This window comes from Nonomuraea sp. NPDC050328 (assembly GCF_044459405.1).
In the GTDB taxonomy this organism is placed as follows: Bacteria; Actinomycetota; Actinomycetes; order Streptosporangiales; family Streptosporangiaceae; genus Nonomuraea.
Genome location: NZ_JBITIW010000005.1, coordinates 71,912 through 91,594, shown reverse-complemented (window position 1 = coordinate 91,594; position 19,683 = coordinate 71,912). Strand labels below are relative to the sequence as shown.

General features: G+C 71.7%; 20 protein-coding genes and 1 tRNA gene. 13 read left to right on the top strand and 8 right to left on the bottom strand.

Features of this window, described 5'->3' with window-relative positions; all coding sequences use genetic code 11:
* Position 1 precedes the first annotated feature (1 nt).
* The 4 genes from ACIBG7_RS20070 (at position 2) to ACIBG7_RS20055 (ending at position 1,541) form a co-directional block, all read left to right on the top strand.
* Positions 2 to 265: a hypothetical protein gene (locus ACIBG7_RS20070; protein ID WP_397337183.1), complete on the top strand. Its 264-nt coding sequence runs from the start codon at positions 2 to 4 to the stop codon at positions 263 to 265.
* A gap of 37 nt (positions 266 to 302) precedes the next feature.
* Positions 303 to 379: transfer RNA gene (locus ACIBG7_RS20065), tRNA-Met, on the top strand.
* Between the two features lie 105 nt (positions 380 to 484).
* Positions 485 to 883, top strand: coding sequence for a hypothetical protein (locus tag ACIBG7_RS20060; protein WP_397337182.1), 399 nt, complete (start codon positions 485 to 487; stop codon positions 881 to 883).
* 19 nt (positions 884 to 902) lie between these two features.
* Positions 903 to 1,541: a metal-dependent phosphohydrolase gene (locus tag ACIBG7_RS20055; RefSeq protein ID WP_397337181.1), complete on the top strand. Its 639-nt coding sequence runs from the start codon at positions 903 to 905 to the stop codon at positions 1,539 to 1,541.
* Here the strand turns inward: ACIBG7_RS20055 and ACIBG7_RS20050 are convergent.
* The 4 genes from ACIBG7_RS20050 to ACIBG7_RS20035 all read right to left on the bottom strand — a co-directional run bounded on the left by ACIBG7_RS20050 (position 1,468) and on the right by ACIBG7_RS20035 (position 4,005).
* Positions 1,468 to 1,740: a DUF4031 domain-containing protein gene (locus tag ACIBG7_RS20050; protein WP_357936533.1), complete on the bottom strand. Its 273-nt coding sequence runs from the start codon at positions 1,738 to 1,740 to the stop codon at positions 1,468 to 1,470. The genes ACIBG7_RS20055 and ACIBG7_RS20050 overlap by 74 nt on opposite strands.
* A 9-nt stretch (positions 1,741 to 1,749) precedes the next feature.
* Complete coding sequence (locus tag ACIBG7_RS20045) at positions 1,750 to 2,472, bottom strand: HAD-IA family hydrolase (protein ID WP_357936531.1); 723 nt, start codon at positions 2,470 to 2,472, stop codon at positions 1,750 to 1,752.
* Between the two features lie 10 nt (positions 2,473 to 2,482).
* Complete coding sequence (locus tag ACIBG7_RS20040) at positions 2,483 to 3,679, bottom strand: cytochrome P450 (RefSeq protein WP_397337180.1); 1,197 nt, start codon at positions 3,677 to 3,679, stop codon at positions 2,483 to 2,485.
* Positions 3,680 to 3,765: 86 nt separating this feature from the next.
* Positions 3,766 to 4,005: a hypothetical protein gene (locus ACIBG7_RS20035; protein ID WP_397337179.1), complete on the bottom strand. Its 240-nt coding sequence runs from the start codon at positions 4,003 to 4,005 to the stop codon at positions 3,766 to 3,768.
* 239 nt (positions 4,006 to 4,244) lie between these two features.
* On the opposite strand from ACIBG7_RS20035, the gene ACIBG7_RS20030 reads away from it, so the two are divergent.
* From ACIBG7_RS20030 to ACIBG7_RS20020, 3 genes are read left to right on the top strand one after another with little or no spacing between them, the layout of a single operon-like run.
* Positions 4,245 to 5,474, top strand: a complete 1,230-nt coding sequence (locus ACIBG7_RS20030; RefSeq protein WP_397337178.1) for a hypothetical protein — start codon at positions 4,245 to 4,247, stop codon at positions 5,472 to 5,474.
* Entirely contained in the window at positions 5,471 to 6,193 is a 723-nt protein-coding gene (locus tag ACIBG7_RS20025; RefSeq protein WP_397337177.1) for a DUF2786 domain-containing protein, read from the top strand. The genes ACIBG7_RS20030 and ACIBG7_RS20025 overlap by 4 nt, the downstream gene beginning before the upstream one ends.
* Before the next feature lie 21 nt (positions 6,194 to 6,214).
* Positions 6,215 to 6,394, top strand: coding sequence for a DUF5708 family protein (locus tag ACIBG7_RS20020; protein ID WP_357936522.1), 180 nt, complete (start codon positions 6,215 to 6,217; stop codon positions 6,392 to 6,394).
* On the opposite strand, the gene pgm is transcribed toward ACIBG7_RS20020, so the two are convergent.
* Positions 6,384 to 7,991, bottom strand: coding sequence for a phosphoglucomutase (alpha-D-glucose-1,6-bisphosphate-dependent) (pgm, locus tag ACIBG7_RS20015; protein WP_397337176.1), 1,608 nt, complete (start codon positions 7,989 to 7,991; stop codon positions 6,384 to 6,386). The genes ACIBG7_RS20020 and pgm overlap by 11 nt on opposite strands.
* Positions 7,992 to 8,036: 45 nt before the next feature.
* Here pgm and ACIBG7_RS20010 point away from each other — a divergent pair, with 45 nt between their 5' ends.
* Genes ACIBG7_RS20010 through thrS form a run of 3 tightly spaced genes read left to right on the top strand, consistent with a single transcriptional unit; the run spans position 8,037 to position 11,565 of the window.
* On the top strand, positions 8,037 to 8,900 hold the full coding sequence (locus ACIBG7_RS20010) for a TIGR03564 family F420-dependent LLM class oxidoreductase (RefSeq protein ID WP_397337175.1): 864 nt from the start codon (positions 8,037 to 8,039) through the stop codon (positions 8,898 to 8,900).
* A gap of 52 nt (positions 8,901 to 8,952) precedes the next feature.
* On the top strand, positions 8,953 to 9,558 hold the full coding sequence (locus ACIBG7_RS20005) for a glycoside hydrolase family 25 protein (RefSeq protein WP_357936516.1): 606 nt from the start codon (positions 8,953 to 8,955) through the stop codon (positions 9,556 to 9,558).
* A gap of 42 nt (positions 9,559 to 9,600) precedes the next feature.
* Positions 9,601 to 11,565, top strand: coding sequence for a threonine--tRNA ligase (thrS, locus tag ACIBG7_RS20000; RefSeq protein ID WP_357936514.1), 1,965 nt, complete (start codon positions 9,601 to 9,603; stop codon positions 11,563 to 11,565).
* Positions 11,566 to 11,641: 76 nt separating this feature from the next.
* Here the strand turns inward: thrS and ACIBG7_RS19995 are convergent, their stop codons facing one another.
* A complete protein-coding gene (locus ACIBG7_RS19995; RefSeq protein WP_357936511.1) occupies positions 11,642 to 12,370 on the bottom strand; it encodes a PIG-L family deacetylase in 729 nt (242 codons plus the stop codon).
* A 34-nt stretch (positions 12,371 to 12,404) separates the two neighbouring features.
* On the opposite strand from ACIBG7_RS19995, the gene ACIBG7_RS19990 reads away from it, so the two are divergent.
* The 3 genes from ACIBG7_RS19990 to ACIBG7_RS19980 all read left to right on the top strand — a co-directional run bounded on the left by ACIBG7_RS19990 (position 12,405) and on the right by ACIBG7_RS19980 (position 15,795).
* Positions 12,405 to 12,917, top strand: a complete 513-nt coding sequence (locus ACIBG7_RS19990; protein WP_357936509.1) for an HIT domain-containing protein — start codon at positions 12,405 to 12,407, stop codon at positions 12,915 to 12,917.
* Between the two features lie 86 nt (positions 12,918 to 13,003).
* A complete protein-coding gene (locus ACIBG7_RS19985) occupies positions 13,004 to 14,458 on the top strand; it encodes a bifunctional phosphatase PAP2/diacylglycerol kinase family protein (protein WP_397337174.1) in 1,455 nt (484 codons plus the stop codon).
* 65 nt (positions 14,459 to 14,523) lie between these two features.
* Complete coding sequence (locus ACIBG7_RS19980; RefSeq protein ID WP_397337173.1) at positions 14,524 to 15,795, top strand: serine hydrolase domain-containing protein; 1,272 nt, start codon at positions 14,524 to 14,526, stop codon at positions 15,793 to 15,795.
* Here ACIBG7_RS19980 and ACIBG7_RS19975 read toward each other — a convergent pair.
* Together ACIBG7_RS19975 and ACIBG7_RS19970 are read right to left on the bottom strand one after the other, a co-directional pair.
* Complete coding sequence (locus ACIBG7_RS19975; RefSeq protein WP_397337172.1) at positions 15,779 to 17,344, bottom strand: glycoside hydrolase family 10 protein; 1,566 nt, start codon at positions 17,342 to 17,344, stop codon at positions 15,779 to 15,781. The genes ACIBG7_RS19980 and ACIBG7_RS19975 overlap by 17 nt on opposite strands.
* A 126-nt stretch (positions 17,345 to 17,470) precedes the next feature.
* Positions 17,471 to 19,603 (bottom strand): elongation factor G-like protein EF-G2, encoded by a 2,133-nt coding sequence (locus tag ACIBG7_RS19970; protein WP_397337171.1) that lies wholly within the window; start codon positions 19,601 to 19,603, stop codon positions 17,471 to 17,473.
* Positions 19,604 to 19,683 lie beyond the last annotated feature (80 nt).

The following is a 19,683-nucleotide window of genomic DNA, read 5'->3' as shown; positions in this document are numbered from 1 at the left end:
TATGTCGTGCTTCGTGGCGCCGTACCTCGAAGGCCCAGACGGCCTGCACGTCGAACCCATCCAGCTCGAGCCGGGCTCCCCGCACCTGCTGTTCGCCCGCATGCGCGAGCCCCGGGCCAACCCCGGCGAGATCTGGTACCGCGTCACCCGGCGCGGGCTGGCCGTGGGCTTCCCCGGCTACTACCAGCTCCACGAGCTGGAGGAGATCGTCGATCTGTCCCACCTCCGCGGCCCGGATGAGCGGACTCAGCGCGGAACGGCGTGAGGACCCCGGAAAGCCTGATAGTCTTTAGACACAACGACGCGGGGTGGAGCAGTTCGGTAGCTCGCTGGGCTCATAACCCAGAGGTCGCAGGTTCAAATCCTGTCCCCGCTACCACGTGAAACGCCTTCCGGGATCATCCTGGGAGGCGTTTTTCGCATGCCGGGATGATCCCGAGGGCCTCCTCGCGAGGCCGAGGGGACCGACCACTACGTTGGTTTCGTGCTTTCCGTATCCCTCGACACGGTTCGTGTCTTCCTGCACGTCCTGGCCGCCACCATCTGGGTGGGCGGGCAGTTCACCCTCGCGTTCCTGGTCCCCGCGCTGCGGCGGACCGCGGACGGGGTGACCAAGGTGGCGGCGAACGCCTTCAACCGGGTGGCCTGGCCGGCGTTCGCCGTGCTGCTGGCGACCGGCGTGTGGAACATGCTGGCCGACGACAACGACGACCCGTCCTACAAGCTGACCCTGAACGTGAAGCTGGGCATCGTGATCGTCTCCGGAGTGGCCGCGTTCCTGCACACCAGGGCCAAAACCAAGGGCGCGGTCGCGGCGATGGGCGCGGTGAGCGGCCTGACCGCGCTGGCGGCGCTGTTCTTCGGCGTGCTGCTGTCAGCGTGACCGGGCTAGGCTCGCGGGCATGTGGAGCGAGCTGACCGCCGACACCCCGGCCGCGCGCGCCGTGGAGGCCGAGCTGCTGGCCCGGTGGGCCGAGCCGCACCGCCGCTACCACGACCGCGCCCACCTGCGGGCCGTCCTGGAGGCCCTCGACGAGCTGGGCGCCACCCGCGAGGTACGGCTGGCCGCCTGGTTCCACGACGCGGTCTACGAGGGCCGGCCCGGCTGGGACGAGGAACGCAGCGCGCAACTGGCCCAGGCCCTGCTGCCGCGCTGTGGGCTCGGCCCGGAGAGCGTGGCGGAGGTCGCGCGGCTGGTCCGGCTCACCGCCGCCCACGACCAGGTCCGGCCGGGCGATCGCAACGGCGAGGCGCTGTGCGACGCGGACCTGGCGATCCTGGCGAGCCCCGCCTACGACGCCTACGCCAGCGCCATCCGCCAGGAGTACGCGCACGTGCCCGACGAGGCCTTCCGCCAGGGCCGGGCCGCCGTGCTGCGCCGGCTGCTGGCCGTACCGCGGCTGTATCGCACCGAGACCGGCCACGAGCGGTGGGAACGGGCCGCGCGGGCGAACATGACCGCCGAGCTCACCCGGCTCGGCGAGGCTTGCGCCGGCGCAGGCCCGAGGCCACCAGACGGCGCAGCAGCTCCTGCGAGCTGACCGGCTCCGCGCCGAGCGAGACCGCCCGCGCGTGCACGGTGGAGGGCACGTCGTAGTGGTCGCGATCGAAGGCCCGCGGCGGCACGCCGAGCTCGCGGGCGAAGGCGTGCAGCTCCTCCAGGGACAGGTCGCTCACCAGGTGCGACCACATCAGGCCACGCGGGCCGGGCCAGATGGGGGGATCGATCAGGACACTCACCCCCCAACCCTACGGCCGCAGGTCACGCACCCGTCCGGTCACGGTCAGCTCGCCGAGGTCGCGCACGACCACGTCGGCGTCGCACTCGATGCTGCCGACGGCGACGACCAGCCCGAACCCGCCCTTGCGCGCCGCCTCGACGCCGGGCATGGCCCGTTCCACCAGCGCCACCCGGGCCGGGACGAGGTCCATCCGGCGGGCCGCCTCCAGCAGGATCGCCGGGTCGGGCTTGCCGGGCAGGTTCATCAGCGCCGCGTCGTGCCCGTCGACGACCAGATCGAACAGGTGGGCCAGCCCGGCCGCGGCCACCAGCCGCCGCCCGTGCCGCGACGCCGTGACCGCAGCGGTACGGCTGCCGCGCTGGCGCAGCTCGTGCAGCAGGCGCACCGCAGACGGGAAGGCGGCCACGCCGTACTTGCCGATCTGGGCGAGGAAGAAGTCGTCCTTGGCGGCGGCCAGCCCGTGCACGCTCGGCGTGCCCGCCTCGTCGTCGGGCGAGCCGTCGGGCACCTCCAGCCCGCGGGCGGCCAGGAAGGTGCGCAGCCCCTCCAGCCGGGGACGGCCGTCGACATGGCGCAGGTAGTCGGCGCGGATGTCGAACGGCTCCGAACGCCCCCGCAGGAAGCCGTCCAGGACGTGCTTCCACGCGGCGGCGTGCACGCGGGCGGTGTCCGTGACGACGCCGTCGCTGTCGAAGACGACGGCGCCGATCGCGGTGAGATCTATCGTCACACCACCGAAGTTACGCCTGCCGGGGTCCCCAGGCCACGGGCAGGGCGTCGAGTCCGTACACGATGGCCAGCTTGCGGAAGGGCACCTCGTCGAAGGGCACGTCCAGGCGCAGGTCCGGGAAGCGGCGCAGCAGCGCCGGGAAGGCGACGCGCATCTCCATCTGCGCCAGCGGAGCGCCGATGCAGCGGTGGATGCCGTGGCCGAAGGCCAGGTGGGAGGAGGAGGCCGGCCGCTCGGGGCGCGCCTTGTCCATCCCCTCGCCGAGCGCGGGGTCGCGGTTGGCCGCCGAGAGCGAGCAGAGCAGCATCTGCCCCTTGGTGACCTTCTGCCCGAGGAACTCCATGTCCTCGCGGGCGAAGCGCGGGAAGGCCACCTGCACCACGGTCATGTAGCGCAGCAGCTCCTCCACCACCTCGGTGATGTAGCCCTCCCGCTCGCGCACCTTGGCCGCCTCGGCCGGGTTCTCCAGCAGCCACAGCGTGCCCAGCGCGAGCATGCTCGTGCTGGTGTCGTGCCCGCCGGTCAGCAGGCCGTCGGCCATGCTGGCGAGGGTCCGGTCGTCGAGCTCGTCACCGTGCTCGCGCAGCAGCGTGCCCAGCAGCCCGTCGCCCGGGTTCTGCCGCTCGCGCGCCACCAGGTCGGTCAGGTAGGCCATCGCGTCGTTGACCGCCTGGATGGAGGCCTCTGGCCCGGCCGAGAAGTCGAACCGGTTGGTCGACAGGCGCAGGAAGTCCTTGCGTTCCTCGTACGGCACGCCGAGCAGCTCGCAGACCACGAGCGACGGGATCGGCAGGCAGAAGGACTGCACCAGGTCGATCGGCGAGCCGTCCTTCTCCATCCGGTCGAGGTACTCCTCGACCATCGCCTCGATGCGCGGCTCCAGCCGGCGCAGGCGGCGCATGGTGAACTCGGGCGTGAGGTACTTGCGCAGCCGGGTGTGCTCGGGCGGGTCGCGGAAGCCCAGACCGCCCGGGTCGTCCTGGTTGGACCCCAGCCCGATGATGTTGCCGAAGTCGTTGCTGAAGCGCTCGTGGTCGCCGAGCACCTCTCTGACGTCCTCGTACCGGGTGACCAGCCAGACCGTCTGGTCCCCGGGGATCGCCATGGGGAACATGGGCTGTTCGGCCCGGATGCGAGCGAGCTCGCCGACCGGGTCGAAGTTCTCGCGCATGAACTGCACGAGCGGGAACTCATCCTCTACTGACATGCGATTCCTACCTGGCGGGACACCTTAGCCAAGACAAATCCTGCCGCAGAACGTCCCATTCCGGCGAATCGGCGCTGAGATCCGTCTCAGTCGAGGACCAGGACCCGCGTCTCCAGCGGCGTCTCGGGCAGCGGAGCCCGGGCCTCGATCGACGGGGGAGCCGGCTTGGGCCTGCGGGGCTCGCGCACCCCGCCGCCGGGATCCTCGAACCGCGGGTCGTCGTCGTCCTCGGGACCGCTCCAGTGCGGCTCCCCGGGACCGAACCCGGGCAGCGGGCCCGGCTCGCCGCCGGGGAAGACGCGGCGTCTTCGTGATCGTCTGCTCACGAGGCCTCCAACCGTTGCTTCGATTGTGCACTCGTGAACGGCGGCACGCGAGGGCGGTCACCGTGCAAGAAATGTGACGAAAAGTCAGCTAGGCCCCAAGGAGCGGTAAAGGCTGGCAAAAGCCGTGCGACCTGGGTGTTTCACGGGGCTGGGGTGGCTGTTTGGCATACAACGGGACGACATTCTGCGATGATCCGGTGCGTATACAGTCGGATATCGAACCTGACGGACAGTCACTGATGCCCCCAATTGATGACATCGCTGCATTCGTCACCGAAAAACCGGCTATCGCCGGACTAATCGGTCTCTTTGCGCTCGTCGGGCTGGTTCTCGCCGTCCTGCTGATCCGGGTGGGCGGGCGCGGCCTGGCGGGCATGTGGCAGCGGTACGTGTTGCCCCGCCCGATCGAGGACGTGCTGACGATCGTGGCCGCCTGCATCGCCACCGGGGTCTCGGCCCAGGGCATGTGGCGCTTCTCCGGAGACGTGCTCGGCCTGGACGGGCCGCTGCGGCTCCTGCTGTTCGCCTTCATCGAGGTCGCCATCGTCACCAGCGCCGTGCGCGCGCGGCGCAACATGCGGGAGAACTACTCGGCCGGCATCGACGGCGTCGCGGTCTGGGCGCTGACCTGCCTGACCTCGGTGCTGTCCAGCATGGACGCGCGCAGCGTCGCCGAGGCGATCTTCCGCCTGGCCGCCCCACTGGTCGCCGCGTGGCTGTGGGAACGCGGCATGGCCATCGAACGGCACCGCATCCGCGGCACCGGCCGGATCAACTGGCGGCTCACCCCCGAGCGGATGCTGGTGCGCATCGGCCTGGCCGAGGTGAGCGACCGCACCGCGACCGAGGTGGACGTGCACCGCCGCCTGACCCGGGTGGCGCTGGCCGCCAAGCGCGCCAAGAACCTGCGCGAGCAGGGCGCCCCCGACCGCAAGGTGCGGGCCGCGCTGGCCAGGCTGGACAAGGCCATGGACCAGGCGGTCGAGCACACCGGCCTGGCGGTCGACCCGGCCCGGCAGGAGGCGCTGCTGGCGCAGATCGCCGCGCTCTACAACACCGAGGCGCTCATCGACGCCGACCCGCGGGTGCCGTGGGGGCCGCAGTACGCCGACCAGCAGCCGGTCCCGGCCCGGCCGCAGCTCCCGCCCGCGCTGGCCGAACTGGTCGAGGACGAGGACGAGGACGTCGAGATCCTCGACGCCACCCCGCAGATCCTCGACACCGCCGAGCGCGCCCGGCTGATGCGCATGGGCCGCACGTACTGGGACGAGCAGATCGAGAAGGGCAAGGTGCCGCGGACCGTCGACATCGCCGCCGAGGTGGGCATCTCGCTGGCCACCGCGCGCGAGTGGCGGGCCCTGTGGAAGCTGGAGCCGCAGGCGCACGCGCTGATCGAGCAGCTCTACCAGGAGCACGGCATCGTCGACACCGGCACCTTCCCCGCGGTAGCCGTACAATCGGCTTCTTGAGCAGCGACTCCAGGACACTCGACCGGGTCAGGAAGCTCCTGGCCAAGGCGGAGGGCACCGACAACCCGCACGAGCGGGCCACCTTCATGGCGGCCGCCTCCGCGCTGATGGCCAAGTACGGCATCGAGCAGGCCACCCTCACCGGCCGGGCGTCGCGATCGGCGCCCGGCGACCGGCTGGTCACGCTGGCCGACCCGTGGGCGCGCGAGAAGGCGCGGCTGGTCTGCCTGGTCGCGCAGGCCGTGCGCTGCCGCCCGCTGCTGATCGGGCGCGGGGAGGGCGGCCAGCGGGTGCACATCTTCGGCTTCGGCTCCGACCTGGAACGGGCCGACCTGCTGGCCACCTCGCTGCTGCTGCAGATGGCCACCGGTCTGGCCGCGGTGGACCCGCCGGCGTCCAACCCGCGGGCCTACCGGCGCTCGTGGCTGCTCGGCTTCGCCGACGAGGTGTACCGGCTGCTGCAGGCGGCCGAGGAGGCGGCCTTGCGCGACGAGGCCTCGCCCGGCACCGAGCTCGTGCTGGCCGACCGGCGGGCCGAGGTCGAGGCGGCGGTCGCCGAGGTCTACCCGCGCATCCGCCGCACGGTGCCGCGCACCAGCGGCACCGGCTACCGCGACGGCGTCGAGGCCGGCCGCCGCGCCGATCTGGAGCGCGAGCGGCTGGCGTCATCCGAAGGATGTAGGACGATCTCGTCGGCCAGCGGGAGCGGACGGGGCTAGGCCGCTTCTAGCCTTGTTTTCGTGGACAAATCACCTAAGACGCTCATCATCGGATTGATCACTTTCGCGGTCGGGCTGGCCCTGTGGCTCTGGGGGCTGGACGAGGAGATCTGGCTCGTCAACCCGCACAAGGCCGGCCTGGTCGTCATGGCGCTCGGCGGCCTGGAGGCGGCGTTCGGCGCCTACAAGCTCATCCGCTGAGCGCCGCGGACACCACCGCGCGCGCCTCCTCCTGGACCCGGGCCAGATGCCCGGGACCCTGGAAGGACTCGGCGTAGATCTTGTAGACGTCCTCGGTGCCCGACGGGCGGGCCGCGAACCAGGCGCTTTCGGTGCTGACCTTGAGCCCGCCGACGGCCGCCCTGTTGCCGGGCGCCTCGGTCAGCACCTCGGTGATCGGCTCGCCGGCCAGCTCGGCGGCGCTGACGTCGGAGGGGGAGAGCTTGGCCAGCACCGCCTTCTGCTCGCGCGTCGCCGGGGCGTCCACCCGGGCGTAGGCCGGCTCGCCGTGCCGGGCGGTGAGCTCGCGGTAGTGCTCGGACGGGCTCTTGCCAGTGACCGCGAGGATCTCCGAGGCCAGCAGCGCCAGGATGATCCCGTCCTTGTCGGTCGTCCAGACCGAGCCGTCGCGGCGCAGGAACGAGGCCCCGGCGCTCTCCTCGCCGCCGAAGCCGAGCGAGCCGTCCAGCAGGCCGGGCACGAACCACTTGAATCCGACCGGCACCTCGTACAGCCGCCGCCCGAGCTCGGCCGCCACCCGGTCGATCATGCTGCTGCTGACCAGCGTCTTGCCCACCGCGGCGCCCTCGGGCCAGCCGGGACGGTGACCGTACAGGTAGGCGATGGCCACGGCGAGGTAGTGGTTGGGGTTCATCAGCCCGTCGGGCGTGACGATGCCGTGCCGGTCGGCGTCGGCGTCGTTGCCGGTGGCGATGGCGTAGTCGCCGCGCCGCTCGATCAGCGAGGCCATGGCGTATGGCGAGGAGCAGTCCATCCGGATCTTGCCGTCCCAGTCGAGCGTCATGAAACGCCAGGTGGGATCGGTCGTCGGGTTGACCACGGTCAGGTCGAGCCGGTGCCGTTCGGCGATCTCGCCCCAGTAGGCCACGCTCGCCCCGCCCAGCGGGTCGGCCCCGATGCGCACGCCGTACTCGCGGATCGCGTCGAGGTCGACCACCGAGGGCAGGTCGCCGACGTAGGCGCCGAGGAAGTCGTAGGGCCGGCCCAGGTCCGCGCGGTACGGCACGCGCCGCACCTCCTTGAGCCCGCCCGCGATGAGCTCGTTGGCGCGGTCCTGGATCCACGAGGTGGCCGAGGTGTCGGCCGGCCCGCCGTTGGGCGGGTTGTACTTGAAGCCGCCGTCGCGCGGCGGGTTGTGCGAGGGCGTCACGACGATGCCGTCGGAGCCCGGGTGGGTGAGGATCGCGTGCGAGACGGCCGGCGTCGGGGTGTACCCGCCGCGCGAGTCGACCAGGGTCTCGACCCCGTTGGCGGCCAGGACCTCCAGTGCCGAGACGGTGGCCGGCTCGGACAGGGCGTGCGTGTCGGCCCCGAGGAACAGCGGCCCGCGCACCCCCTGGGCCTCGCGGTACTCGCAGATGGCCTGCGTGGTGGCCAGGATGTGGTCCTCGTTGAAGGCGCCGTCCAGCGCCGAGCCCCGGTGTCCCGAGGTGCCGAAGGCGACCCGCTGGGCCGCCTCGCCCGGATCGGGGCGCACCGCGTAGTACGCGGTCACGAGTTTGGCCACATCCACCAGGTCGCCCGGCCGGGCTGGCTGTCCTGCACGCTCGTGGGTCATGCAGCTAACCTTACAAACGAGCAAACAGAATGGAGTTCGGTATCCATGCGCATCGGACTGTTCCTGAGTGAGCCTCAGAGCATCGACCAGCTACGCGACTCTATCTCGGCCGCCGCGGCCGACGGTTTTCCCTCGGCGTGGCTGTCGAACATCTTCGGGCTGGAGGCGCTCACCGCCCTGGCCGTCGCCGGCTCGCAGGTGCCCGGCATCGAGCTCGGCACCGCGGTCGTGCCGACCTACCCGCGCCATCCCGCGGTCATGGCGCAGCAGGCGATGACCGCCAACGCCGCGCTGGGCGGGCGGCTCGCGCTCGGCATCGGCCTGTCGCACCAGGTCGTCATCGAGCAGATGTACGGCTACAGCTTCGACAAGCCCGCCCGGCACATGCGCGAGTACCTCGACGTGCTGCTGCCGCTGGTGCGCGGGGAGAAGGTCGACTACACCGGCGAGACCCTCCAGGCGCACCTCGGCCTGTCCACGCCCGGCGGCGGCTTCCCGGTCCTGATCGCCGCTCTGGCCCCGCGCATGCTCAAGCTCGCCGCCGAGAAGGCCGACGGCACCGTGCTCTGGATGACCGGCCCCCGCACCGTCGCCGAGCACGTCGTGCCCGCGCTCGGCGAGGGCAAGCGCATCGTCTGCGCCCTGCCGGTCTGCGTGACCGACGACGTGGCCGCCGCCCGCGCCAAGGCCGAGCGGGTCTTCGCCGTCTACGGCCAGCTCCCCTCCTACCGGGCCATGCTCGACAAGGAGGGCGCCGCCGGCCCCGGCGACGTGGCGATCGTCGGCGACGAGGACAGCGTGCGCGCCCAGATCGAGGCCATGGCCGCGATCGGCGTGACCGACTTCGTGGCCGCCGAGTTCGGCGAGTTCGAGCGCACCCGGCGGTTGCTCCGCACGATGCTGACCTGACGGCGGCGCGGCGCAGGGCCGCCGGGAGGGCGCCTCAATAGACTCCGGCAGGGTGAGCAAGGTGCTTCATGGCATAGACGTGTCCAACTGGCAGGGCCGGGTCGACTGGGCCGAGCACGCCAAGTCCGGGGTCTCCTTCGCCTTCGCCAAGGCCACCGAGGGCGGTGACTTCGCCGACAAGTGGTTCGAGCGCAACTGGACCGGGATGCGGGAGAGCTGGCTGGTCTGCGGCGCCTACCACTTCGCCCGGCCCAGGGGCGAGCCCGCCGAGCACGTCCGGCACTTCCTGCGCCGCATCCGCGCCGCCGGCGGGCTGCGCCGCGGCGACCTGATCGCGCTCGACCTGGAGACCAACGACGGGCTGCCGCCCGAGCAGGTGGCGCGCTACGCGCGGCGCTGGTGCAACCAGATCGAGCGGCACGCGGGCGTGCGGCCCTTCGTCTACACCTACGACTACTTCGCCAGGGAGGGCAACTGCGCGGGCCTGGGCGGCTATCCGCTGTGGATCGCCTCGCCCAACCGCCCGCGCGGCAACCCGGTCGTGCCCTCGCCGTGGCGGGACTGGGCGATCCACCAGTACTCCAACAGCCCGGTGGACCGCAACGTCTTCCACGGCAGCCGTGAGGAGCTGACCAGGCTGGGCTACGACCCGCGATAGCATCGGTTTCCATCCGACAAGCGCCGTCCCAAGGGAGCCATCGTGTCAGCCGAGCTACGCATCACCCTCGCCGGAGCCGAGCGTGTGGTCGCGGCCGGGACGACGGCCGGTGACGCGCTCGAGGCCGACGGCCGCACCGTCATCGCCGCCCGCGTCAACGGCGAGCTGCGCGACCTGGCCTGGGCCGTCGCCGACGGCGACGTGGTCGAGCCGGTCGAGATCGGCTCCGCCGACGGCCGGGCGATCCTGCGCCACTCCACGGCGCACGTCATGGCCCAGGCGGTGCAGGAGCTGTTCCCCGACGCCAGGCTGGGCATCGGCCCGCCCGTGGAGAACGGCTTCTACTACGACTTCGACGTGCACCACGCCTTCCAGCCCGACGACCTCAAGCGCATCGAGAAGCGCATGCGCGAGATCGTCAAGCAGGGGCAGACCTTCAGCCGCCGCGAGGTGAGCGACGAGGAGGCCCGGCTGGAGCTGGCGGCCGAGCCGTACAAGCTGGAGCTCATCGGGCTCAAGGGCGGCGGCTCCGACGAGGAGAACGTCGAGGTGGGCGGCGGGCAGCTCACCATCTACGACAACAAGGACCCGAAGGACGGGTCGCTGTGCTGGTTCGACCTGTGCCGCGGCCCGCACCTGCCGACCACCCGGGTCATCCCGGCCTTCAAGCTCATGCGCTCCGGCGGCGCCTACTGGCGCGGCAGCGAGAAGAACCCGCAGCTCCAGCGGATCTACGGCACCGCGTGGGAGTCGCGCGAGAAGCAGGACGAGTACCTCCACCTGCTGGAGGAGGCCGAGAAGCGCGACCACCGCAAGCTCGGCGCCGAGCTCGACCTGTTCAGCTTCCCGCCGGAGCTGGGCAGCGGGCTGCCGGTCTTCCATCCCAAGGGCGGGATCATCCGCAAGGAGATGGAGGACTACATGCGCCGGCGGCAGGCGGAGGCGGGCTACGAGTTCGTCAACACGCCGCACCTCACCAAGTCGACGCTGTTCGAGACCTCCGGCCACCTGCCGTGGTACGGCGAGGACATGTTCCCGCCCTTCGAGCTCGACGGCACCGAGTACCGCGTCAAGCCGATGAACTGCCCGATGCACAACCTGATCTTCCGGGCGCGCGGGCGGTCCTACCGCGAGCTGCCGCTGCGGCTGTGCGAGTTCGGCTCGGTCTACCGCTACGAGAAGTCGGGCGTGGTCCACGGCCTGACCCGGGTGCGCGGCATGACGCAGGACGACTCGCACATCTACACCACCAAGGAGCAGATGGGCGAGGAGATCAAGTCCCTGCTCGCCTTCGTGCTCAGCGTGCTGCGCGACTTCGGGCTGGAGGAGTTCTACCTGGAGCTGTCCACCCGCGACGACTCCGACAAGTTCATCGGCGAGCAGGCCGAGTGGGACGAGGCCACCGAGGCGCTGCGCCAGGCGGCCGAGGAGTCGGGGCTCAAGCTGGTGGCCGACCCGGGCGGCGCGGCCTTCTACGGGCCGAAGATCTCCGTGCAGGCCAAGGACGCCATCGGGCGCACCTGGCAGTTGTCGACCATCCAGCTCGACTTCAACCAGCCCAAGCGTTTCGGCCTGGAGTACCAGGCGGCCGACGGCTCGCGGCAGACGCCGGTCATGATCCACCGGGCGCTGTTCGGCTCGATCGAGCGCTTCATGGGCGTGCTGGTCGAGCACTACGCCGGCGCCTTCCCGGCCTGGCTGGCTCCCGTGCAGGTGGTGGGCATCCCGATCGCCGAGGCGCACGTCGCCTACCTCCAGGACGTGGCCAAGAAGCTGCGCGAGCACGGCATCCGGGTCGAGGTCGACGCCTCCGACGACCGCATGCAGAAGAAGATCCGCAACGCGCAGAAGGCGAAGGTCCCGTACATGATCCTCGCCGGTGACGAGGACATCGCCGCCGGGGGCGTCTCCTTCCGCTACCGCAGCGGCGAGCAGAAGAACGGCGTGCCGGTCGAGGACGCGGTGGCCGAGATCGTCAGCGCCGTCGAGCGCCGCGTCCAGGTCTGATCCCGTACGGCAGGCGGCGGCCCCGGGGTTCGGGGCCGCCGCCTGTTCCGTGCCTGGCCAGCGCGGGAAAGCCTGGTCAGCGCGGGAAGAGTTCGAAGCTGACCGCCCGCTGCCCGCCGAACGACTCGGCGGTCATCCCGGTGAACCCGGTCAGCAGCTCCCGGACGTAGGCCTCGGGCTCCTGGTCGGTCAGCGCCTCGATGTAGGCGCGGTGCTCCAGCAACGACCGGATGCCCAGCTCCAGCCCCTCGTCGCTGATCGCCGCCGCGTGCGTGGGCTGCGGCGAGGCGGCGACCGCCACCCAGCGCACCCCGTTCCACGGCTCAGGCCCGGCGTCGGGGAAGATCCACCGGTTGCCCGCGTCGCCCGCCGCGTCCAGCGTGGCGCGGCCCACGGCCCGGTGGTCGGGGCTGTTCCAGGCCACGCCGCCGAAGGTGTCGCGGTGGTTGAGGGTGATCACCAGCTCGGGCCGGTGGCGGCGGATCGCGGCCGCCAGCTCCCGGCGCAGCGCCGGGCCGTACTCGATCACCCCGTCGGCGTGGTCGAGAAACTCCACCACGCTCACGCCGACGACGGCGGCGCTGGCCAGCTGCTCGCGTTCGCGCAGCGGCGCGGCCTTGGCCGGGTCGAGCGTGTCGATGCCCGCCTCGCCGCGGGTGACCAGCACGTAGGCCACCTCCCGGCCCTCGGCGGTCCAGCCGGCGATGGCCGAGGCGCAGCCGTACTCCAGGTCGTCGGGGTGGGCCACGATGGCCAGCGCCCGCGACCAGTCCTCCGGCATGGGCTCGAGCTGGGGTGTGGTCATTCGGCTCGCCTCCGCGTTCTCTATGCTGCTTGACATGCATGAGCCCGACAACTTCGAGCGGTTGTGGACCCCGCACCGGATGGCCTACATCAAGGGCGAGAACAAACCTACCGGCCCTGGATCCGGGGACGGCTGCCCGTTCTGCGAGATCCCGAAGCTCAGTGACGAGGACGGGCTGGTGGTCGCCCGCGGCTCCGCCGTGTTCGCGGTGCTCAACCTCTACCCCTACAACTCCGGCCACCTGATGGTCGTGCCCTACCGGCACATCCCAGGCTACGACCAGCTCACCGCCGAGGAGGTGACCGAGCTGGGCGAGTTCACCCAGCGGGCGATCCGCGCGCTGCGCAAGGCGAGCGACCCGCAGGGCTTCAACGTGGGCATGAACCTCGGCACCGTCGCGGGCGCGGGCATCGCCGCGCACCTGCACCAGCACGTGGTGCCGCGCTGGGGCGGCGACACCAACTTCATGCCGGTCATCGGGCAGACCAAGGTGCTGCCGCAACTGCTGCCCGACACCCGCGAGCTGCTGGCCCAGGCCTGGGAGTGAGCCCCGGCGGCCGGCGGCCCGCGATGGGGGAGTCTTGGCGGTGACGGGCGTTTGCCCGGGCCGCCGCGCGGGGGATGCCCTGCCGCATGGGTGGATTCAGCCGGCTTGACCGGCGGCTTTTCGCGCGGGTGGCCAAGGCGCGCTGGCCGGGCGCCGAGCAGGTCCTGCCCAGGCTGTCGCAGGCGGCCAACCACGGGCTGCTGTGGTTCGGCGTCGCCGGGCTCATGGCCGCGATCGGCGGGCCGAGCGCCCGCCGGGCGGCCCGCCGGGGCGTCGCCTCGCTCGCGCTGGCCTCGCTGGCCTCCAACACCGCCGGAAAATGGCTCGCCGAGCGGACCCGGCCGCCGATCGACTCGGTGCCGCTGGTCCGGCGGCTGACCCGGCAGCCGCACACCTCCTCCTTCCCCTCCGGCCACTCGGCCTCGGCCGCCGCCTTCGCCGCCGGGGTGGCCGTCGAATCGCCCGCGCTCGGCGCCCTGGTCGCGCCGCTCGCGGCGGCCGTCGCCTTCTCCCGGATCTACGTCGGCGTGCACTACCCGACCGACGTGCTGGGCGGCTGCCTGGTCGGGCTCGGCGCGGCCGGCGTCACCCGCGCGGCGCTGCCGCCCGGCCCGCGCGTGCACGACCGCCTGCACGGCGCCGCCTCGGCCCCCGCGCTGCCGCGGGGCGCGGGGCTGGCCGTCGTGGTCAACAGCGGCGCCGGCGTGGGCCGCCGGCGCCGCCCGCCCGAGGAGCTGATCCGCGCGTTGCTGCCCGAGGCCGAGGTGCTGGTACGGCAGGACGGCGCCGACCTGCTCGGCCTCCTGGACCAGGCCGCCTCGCGCGGCCAGGCGCTCGGCGTGTGCGGCGGCGACGGCAGCGTCAACGCCGCCGCCGGGGTGGCGCTGCGGCACGGGCTGCCGCTGGCGGTCTTCCCCGGCGGCACGCTCAACCACTTCGCCCGCGACCTCGGCGCCGACACCTTCGAGGCGGTGGCCGGAGCGGTCGAGCGCGGCGAGGCCGTCCCGGTCGACGTGTCGGCCGCCGAGATCTCCGGCAGCCCGTCGCGGCACTTCGTCAACACCTTCAGCATCGGCCTGTACCCCGAGCTCGTCCGCATCCGGGAGAAGCTGGAGCGGCGCACCGGCAAGACCGTCGCCGCGGCGCTCGCGCTGCTGCGGGTGCTGCCGCGCGCCCGGCCGCTGGAGCTGCTGATCGACGGGGAGCGGAGCCTGGTGTGGCTGGTCTTCGCCGGGAACGGCAGCTACTCGCCGGAGGGGCTGGTGCCCGCCTACCGGCGCCAGCTCGACGACGGGGTGCTGGACATCCGAGTGGTCGACGCCGACCTGCCCTTCGCGCGCACCAGGCTGGTCGCCGCCGCGCTCACCGGCAGCCTGGCCGACTCGCCGGTCTACCTGACCGGCCGGGTGCGCCGCCTGCGGCTGGAGAAGCTGCACGGGGTGCCGGACCTGGCCATCGACGGCGAGGTGGCGCCGGTGGGCTCGACGGTGGAGCTGTTCAAGCTGGTCGACGCCCTCACGGTCTACCGGCCCGCCGGATAGGGCCTGTCCGTTTCGAGGGATTGGGCTAGCCTTTGGGCTTTCATTGTTGAGCCTAAGGAGAGCGCATGTCCGCACATCTGTCGCGTCGTGACCTCGGGCGCGCCGCCGCCGTCGCCGGGCTCGGTCTGGCCGGGGCGCTGAGCGCGAGGCCGGCGAGCGCCGCCGCGCCGACCTGGCGGGCCACCGGCACGGCCCCCACCTCGCTGGCCGGCTTCGACGCCACCATGAAGAGCTTCATGCAGGCCCGCTCGATCACCTGCGGCTCGCTGGCGGTGGCCCGCCACGGCAAGCTCGTGCTGGCCCGTGGCTACTCGTGGAGCACCGGCGCGACGCCGGTCACCCAGCCGAACTCGTTGTTCCGCATCGCGAGCCTGAGCAAGCCGATCACCGCCGCGGCCGTGCTGCGGCTGGTGCAGGACGGCAAGCTGTCGCTGAGCGCCAAGGTGGTGGACCTGCTCGGGCTGACCCCGGCCGACCCGCGGATGGCCGAGGTCACCGTGTTGCGGCTGCTCCAGCACCTGGGCGGCTGGGACTCCAAGATCAGCACCGACCCGATGTTCAACAACTACGCCATCTCCAAGGCACTCGGCGTGTCCCTGCCGATCAAGCAGGCCGACGTGATCAAGTACACCACCGGGCTCATGCTCGACCACGACCCCGGCAGCACCTACGCCTACGGCAACTACGACTACCTGCTGCTCGGCCGGATCATCGAGAAGGTCAGCGGCCAGCCGTACCAGAGCTACGTCCAGCAGACCATCCTCGGGCCGCGCGGCATCCGGCGCACCAAGCTGGGCCGCACGCTCAAGGCCGAGGCGCTGACCGGGGAGGTGCCCTACTTCTCGCAGTACAGCGGCAAGACCGTGCTCGACGGCTCCGGGGCGACGGTGCCCGGGCCGTACGGGGTCTACAACCTGGAGAACATGGACTCGCACGGCGGCTGGGTCTCCAACGCCGTCGACCTCGTCCGCTTCGCCGGGATCTTCGACACCGGCTCCACCGTGCTGTCCCCGGCCTCGATCACCCGGGCCTTCGCCCAGCCGGAGACCGGGCTCAACCCCGGCGACTGGTGGTACGGCTGCGGCTGGCAGGTGCGCAACGTCACCGGCGGCCGCAACACCTGGCACACCGGCAGCCTGCAGGGCACCTCGACGCTGCTGGTGCGCCGCTACGACGGCATCACCTACGCCGCGCTGTTCAACCAGCGCGACGACGCCTCGGGCCTCAGCTACAACGACATCGACGGGTTGTTGTACCGCGCGGCCAACTCGGTGACGAGCTGGCCGACGGGCGACCTGTTCCCGCTCTACCTGCGCTGGGTCAGCGCTGTTCGCTGACCTTCACCTTGGCGGGCTTGCTCTCGTTGTGCAGGCGGTCGAGCGCGGTCACCACGTAGGTGCCCGGCTCGGCCGTGGTGTAGGTGGGTGAGCTGACCACGGCCACCAGGCGGCGGCCGTCGGCGTCGGCGCAGGCGGCGTCGGCCCCGGCGGCCCGGTAGACCGCGTAGCCGCGGGCGCCGGCCGAGGCGGTCCAGCGCAGCACCGCCCCGGCGGCCTGCAGCCCGGCCGGCTTGGCCGGCGCGGTGCCGCCGCGCGGCTTGATCAGCGGCAGCAGCGCGGGCCGCTTGTAGTGCGTGGCCGTCAGCCGGTCCATGACGCCGAGCGGGTTGCTCAGCATCTGCTTGGCGCTGAAGTACACGTCGCCGTCGACCTGCTTGTGCCCCTTGTTGAGCGCCAGGTGCGCGGGCAGCTCGCCGACCTTGGTCCAGGCCTTGTCGTCGCGCGTGCCGACGCGGTAGAGCGCCTGGCCGATGTAGAGGTCGACGTCGGTGCCCTTGACCTCGTTGGCCCACCAGGGCACCAGCACCCGGTAGTCGGCGGCCTTGAAGCCGCGCGGCCAGTAGAGCTGCGGCATCACGTAGTCCACCGAGCCGGCCTTGATCCAGTGCCGGGCGTCGGCGTAGATCGAGTCGTAGGCCGACATGCCGGAGGTGGCCGAGCCGCTGGGGTCCTGGGCCTTGTTGCGCCAGATCCCGAACGGGCTGATGCCGAACTTCACGTGCGCCTTGGTCTTGTGCACGGCCTCGTTGACCTCGGCCACCAGGGTGTTGACGTTGCCGCGGCGCCAGTCGGCCAGCTTCTTGCCCTTGCCGTACTTGGCGAAGGCGGCGGAGTCGTCGAAGCGACCGCCCTCGCCCGGGTAGGGGTAGAAGTAGTCGTCGAAGTGCACGCCGTCCACGTCGTAGCGCTGCACCACGTCGGTGATGACCTTGGTGACGTGCCGGCGGACCTCGGGCAGGCCGGGGTTGTAGTAGAGCCGGTCACCGTACTTGACCGTCCAGCCCGGGTTGACCCGCGCCGGGTGGCTGGCGGGCAGCTTGGAGGTCTTGGCGTCGTAGGCGGCGCGGTAGGGGTTGAACCAGGCGTGGAACTCCAGGCCGCGCTTGTGCGCCTCCTCGATGAGGAAGGGCAGCGGGTCCCAGCCCGGGTCCTTGCCGGGGGTGCCGGTGAGGTACTGCGACCACGGCTCCAGCGAGGAGCGGTAGAGCGCGTCGGAGGCCGGGCGCACCTGGACGAAGACGGCGTTGAACCGGCGGGCCGCCGCGGCGTCGAGCAGCTTGACGTACTCGGCCTGCTGGCGGGCCTGGCTCAGCCCGGTACGGGAGGGCCAGTCGATGTTCTTGACGGTGGCGATCCAGACCCCGCGGAGCTGGCGCTTGGGGTGCTTCGGGTCGGGGACGCAGGTGCCGACCGGCTTGAGCGCGGCCTTGGACAGCGGTTCGGCCGCCTCGGGACGCGCGTCCGCACGGGGACCGTACGCGTAGGCGGCGCCCGTCGCGACGACGGCGAGGGCGGCGGCGGCGAGCAGAGGGCGTGCGGTTCGCATGGTTCCACAGTCTGGCATCGCCTCCATGATGCTTTGGCCGGAAAAGAGAAATGGATTTGTGATATTCGTGTGACCTGAGTGAGGGATGGGGCGGGGCGGACCGGGTGGTGCGCCCCGCCGTACGCCCTAGTCACCGGTGGCGGTCACCTTGCCGGCCAGGTGGCTGGGCAGCGGCTCGTAGCGCAGGAACGTGCGCTGGAAGGTGCCGGTGCCGTGGGACATCGACCGCAGGTCGATGGCGTACCGCGTGATCTCGAGCTGTGGCGCCTCGGCCTTGACCAGCGTGCGGCCGGTGCCGACCGGCTCGGTGCCGAGCACGCGCCCGCGCCGGCCCGACAGGTCCGACATGACCGGGCCGACGTACTCGTCGGCGACCAGCACGGAGATCTCGTCCACCGGCTCCAGCAGCAGCACCGGGACCTTCGCCGCGCACTCCTTGAGCGCGAGCTGCCCGGCGATCTGGAAGGCCATGTCGGAGGAGTCCACCGAGTGCGCCTTGCCGTCATACAGCGTGACGCGGACGTCGACCAGCGGGTAGCCGTGCGCGACGCCGCGCTCCATCTGCTGGCGCACGCCCTTCTCGACCGAGGGGATGAACTGGCGCGGCACCACGCCCCCGACGACCTTGTCCACGAACTCGAAACCCCCGCCCGAGGGCAGGGGCTCGACCTCCAGGTGGCAGATGGCGTACTGGCCGTGGCCGCCGGTCTGCTTGACGTTGCGGCCCATCGCCCGGCAGCCGCCGCCGAAGGTCTCCCGCAGCGGCACCCGCAGCTCGATCTTCTCCACCTCGACGCCGTGCCGCTTGGCGAGCTTGTCGAGCAGCACGTCGGTGTGGGCCTCGCCCATGCACCACAGCACGAGCTGGCGCGTCTCGGCGTTGTTGGTCAGCCGCAGCGTGGGGTCCTCGGCGACCAGGCGGCCGAGCGCCTGGGCCAGCTTGTCCTCGTCGGCCTTGGACTTGGCGCGGATGGCCACCGGCAGCAGCGGGTCCGGCATCGACCAGGCGGTCATCAGCAGCGGCCGGTCCACCTCGGACAGCGTGTCGCCGGTCTCGGCGCGCGAGAGCTTGGCCACCGCGACGATGTCGCCGGCGATCGCCTTGGGCACGGTGCGCTGCGTCTTGCCCAGCGGGCTGGACAGGGTGCCGATGCGCTCGTCGACGTCGTGGTCCTCGTGGCCGCGCTCGCTCAGGCCGTGGCCGGAGACGTGCACCGTCATGTCGGGGCGCAACGTGCCGGAGAAGACGCGGACCAGGCTGATCCGGCCGACGTAGGGGTCGCTGGTGGTCTTGACCACCTCGGCGACCAGGGGACCGTCGGGGTCGCAGGTGATGCCCTGGACCGGCTTGCCGTCCACGGTGGTGATCTCGGCCAGCGGGTGCTCCAGCGGCGAGGGGAAGCCCTGCGTGACGATCTCGAGGATCTCCTGCGCGCCGACGCCGAGGCCGCTGCAGAGCACGGGGTAGAAGTTGCCGCGCGCGACCGCCTTCTCCAGGTCGTCGATGAGCTCCTTGGTGTCGAGCTCCTTGCCGGAGAGGTAGCGGTCCATGAGGGACTCGTCCTCGCTCTCCTGGATGATGCCCTCGATCAGGACGCCGCGGTGCTCCTCGATCTGCGCCTGGTACTCCGGCCCGGGGTCGCGCTCGGCGCGGGTGCCGGTGGCGTAGTTGTAGAACTTCTGCGACAGCAGCCCGATCAGGCCGTTGACGTGCCCGTTGGTGACGACCGGCAGGTAGAGCGGGGCGACGCCGTCGCCGAAGACGTCCTGGCAGGTGGCCAGCACCTCGTCGAAGTCGGCCCGCTGGTGGTCGATCTTGGTGATCACGACCGCGCGCGGCATGCCGACCTGGGCGCACTCCTCCCAGAGCTGCCTGGTCAGGCCGTCGATGCCGTCGGAGGCGGAGACCACGAACAGCGCCGCGTCGGCCGCGCGCAGCCCGGCGCGCAGGTCGCCCACGAAGTCGGCGTAGCCCGGGGTGTCCAGCAGGTTGATCTTGATGCCGTTGAAGAGGATCGGGGCCAGCGCCAGGTTCACCGAACGCTGCTGGCGGACCTCGACCTCGTCGAAGTCGCTGACGGTGGTGCCGTCCTCGACCCGGCCGGTGCGCTGGATGGTGCCGGTGGCGGCCAGCAGATGCTCGACGAGGGTGGTCTTGCCCGCACCGGAATGGCCGACCAGCGCGACGTTGCGAATCGCCTCCGCCTTGTCGGCCGTCGGTGCCCTGCCGGCGGCTCCCGCTGGGTTCTTGTCTGCCACATCGCCTCCCGCGTGTTCGGTTCGGTGTGCCGAAACGCCGCGTCCGGGCGGATGTGTCACCGCAAGGACGCGGTGTGTTC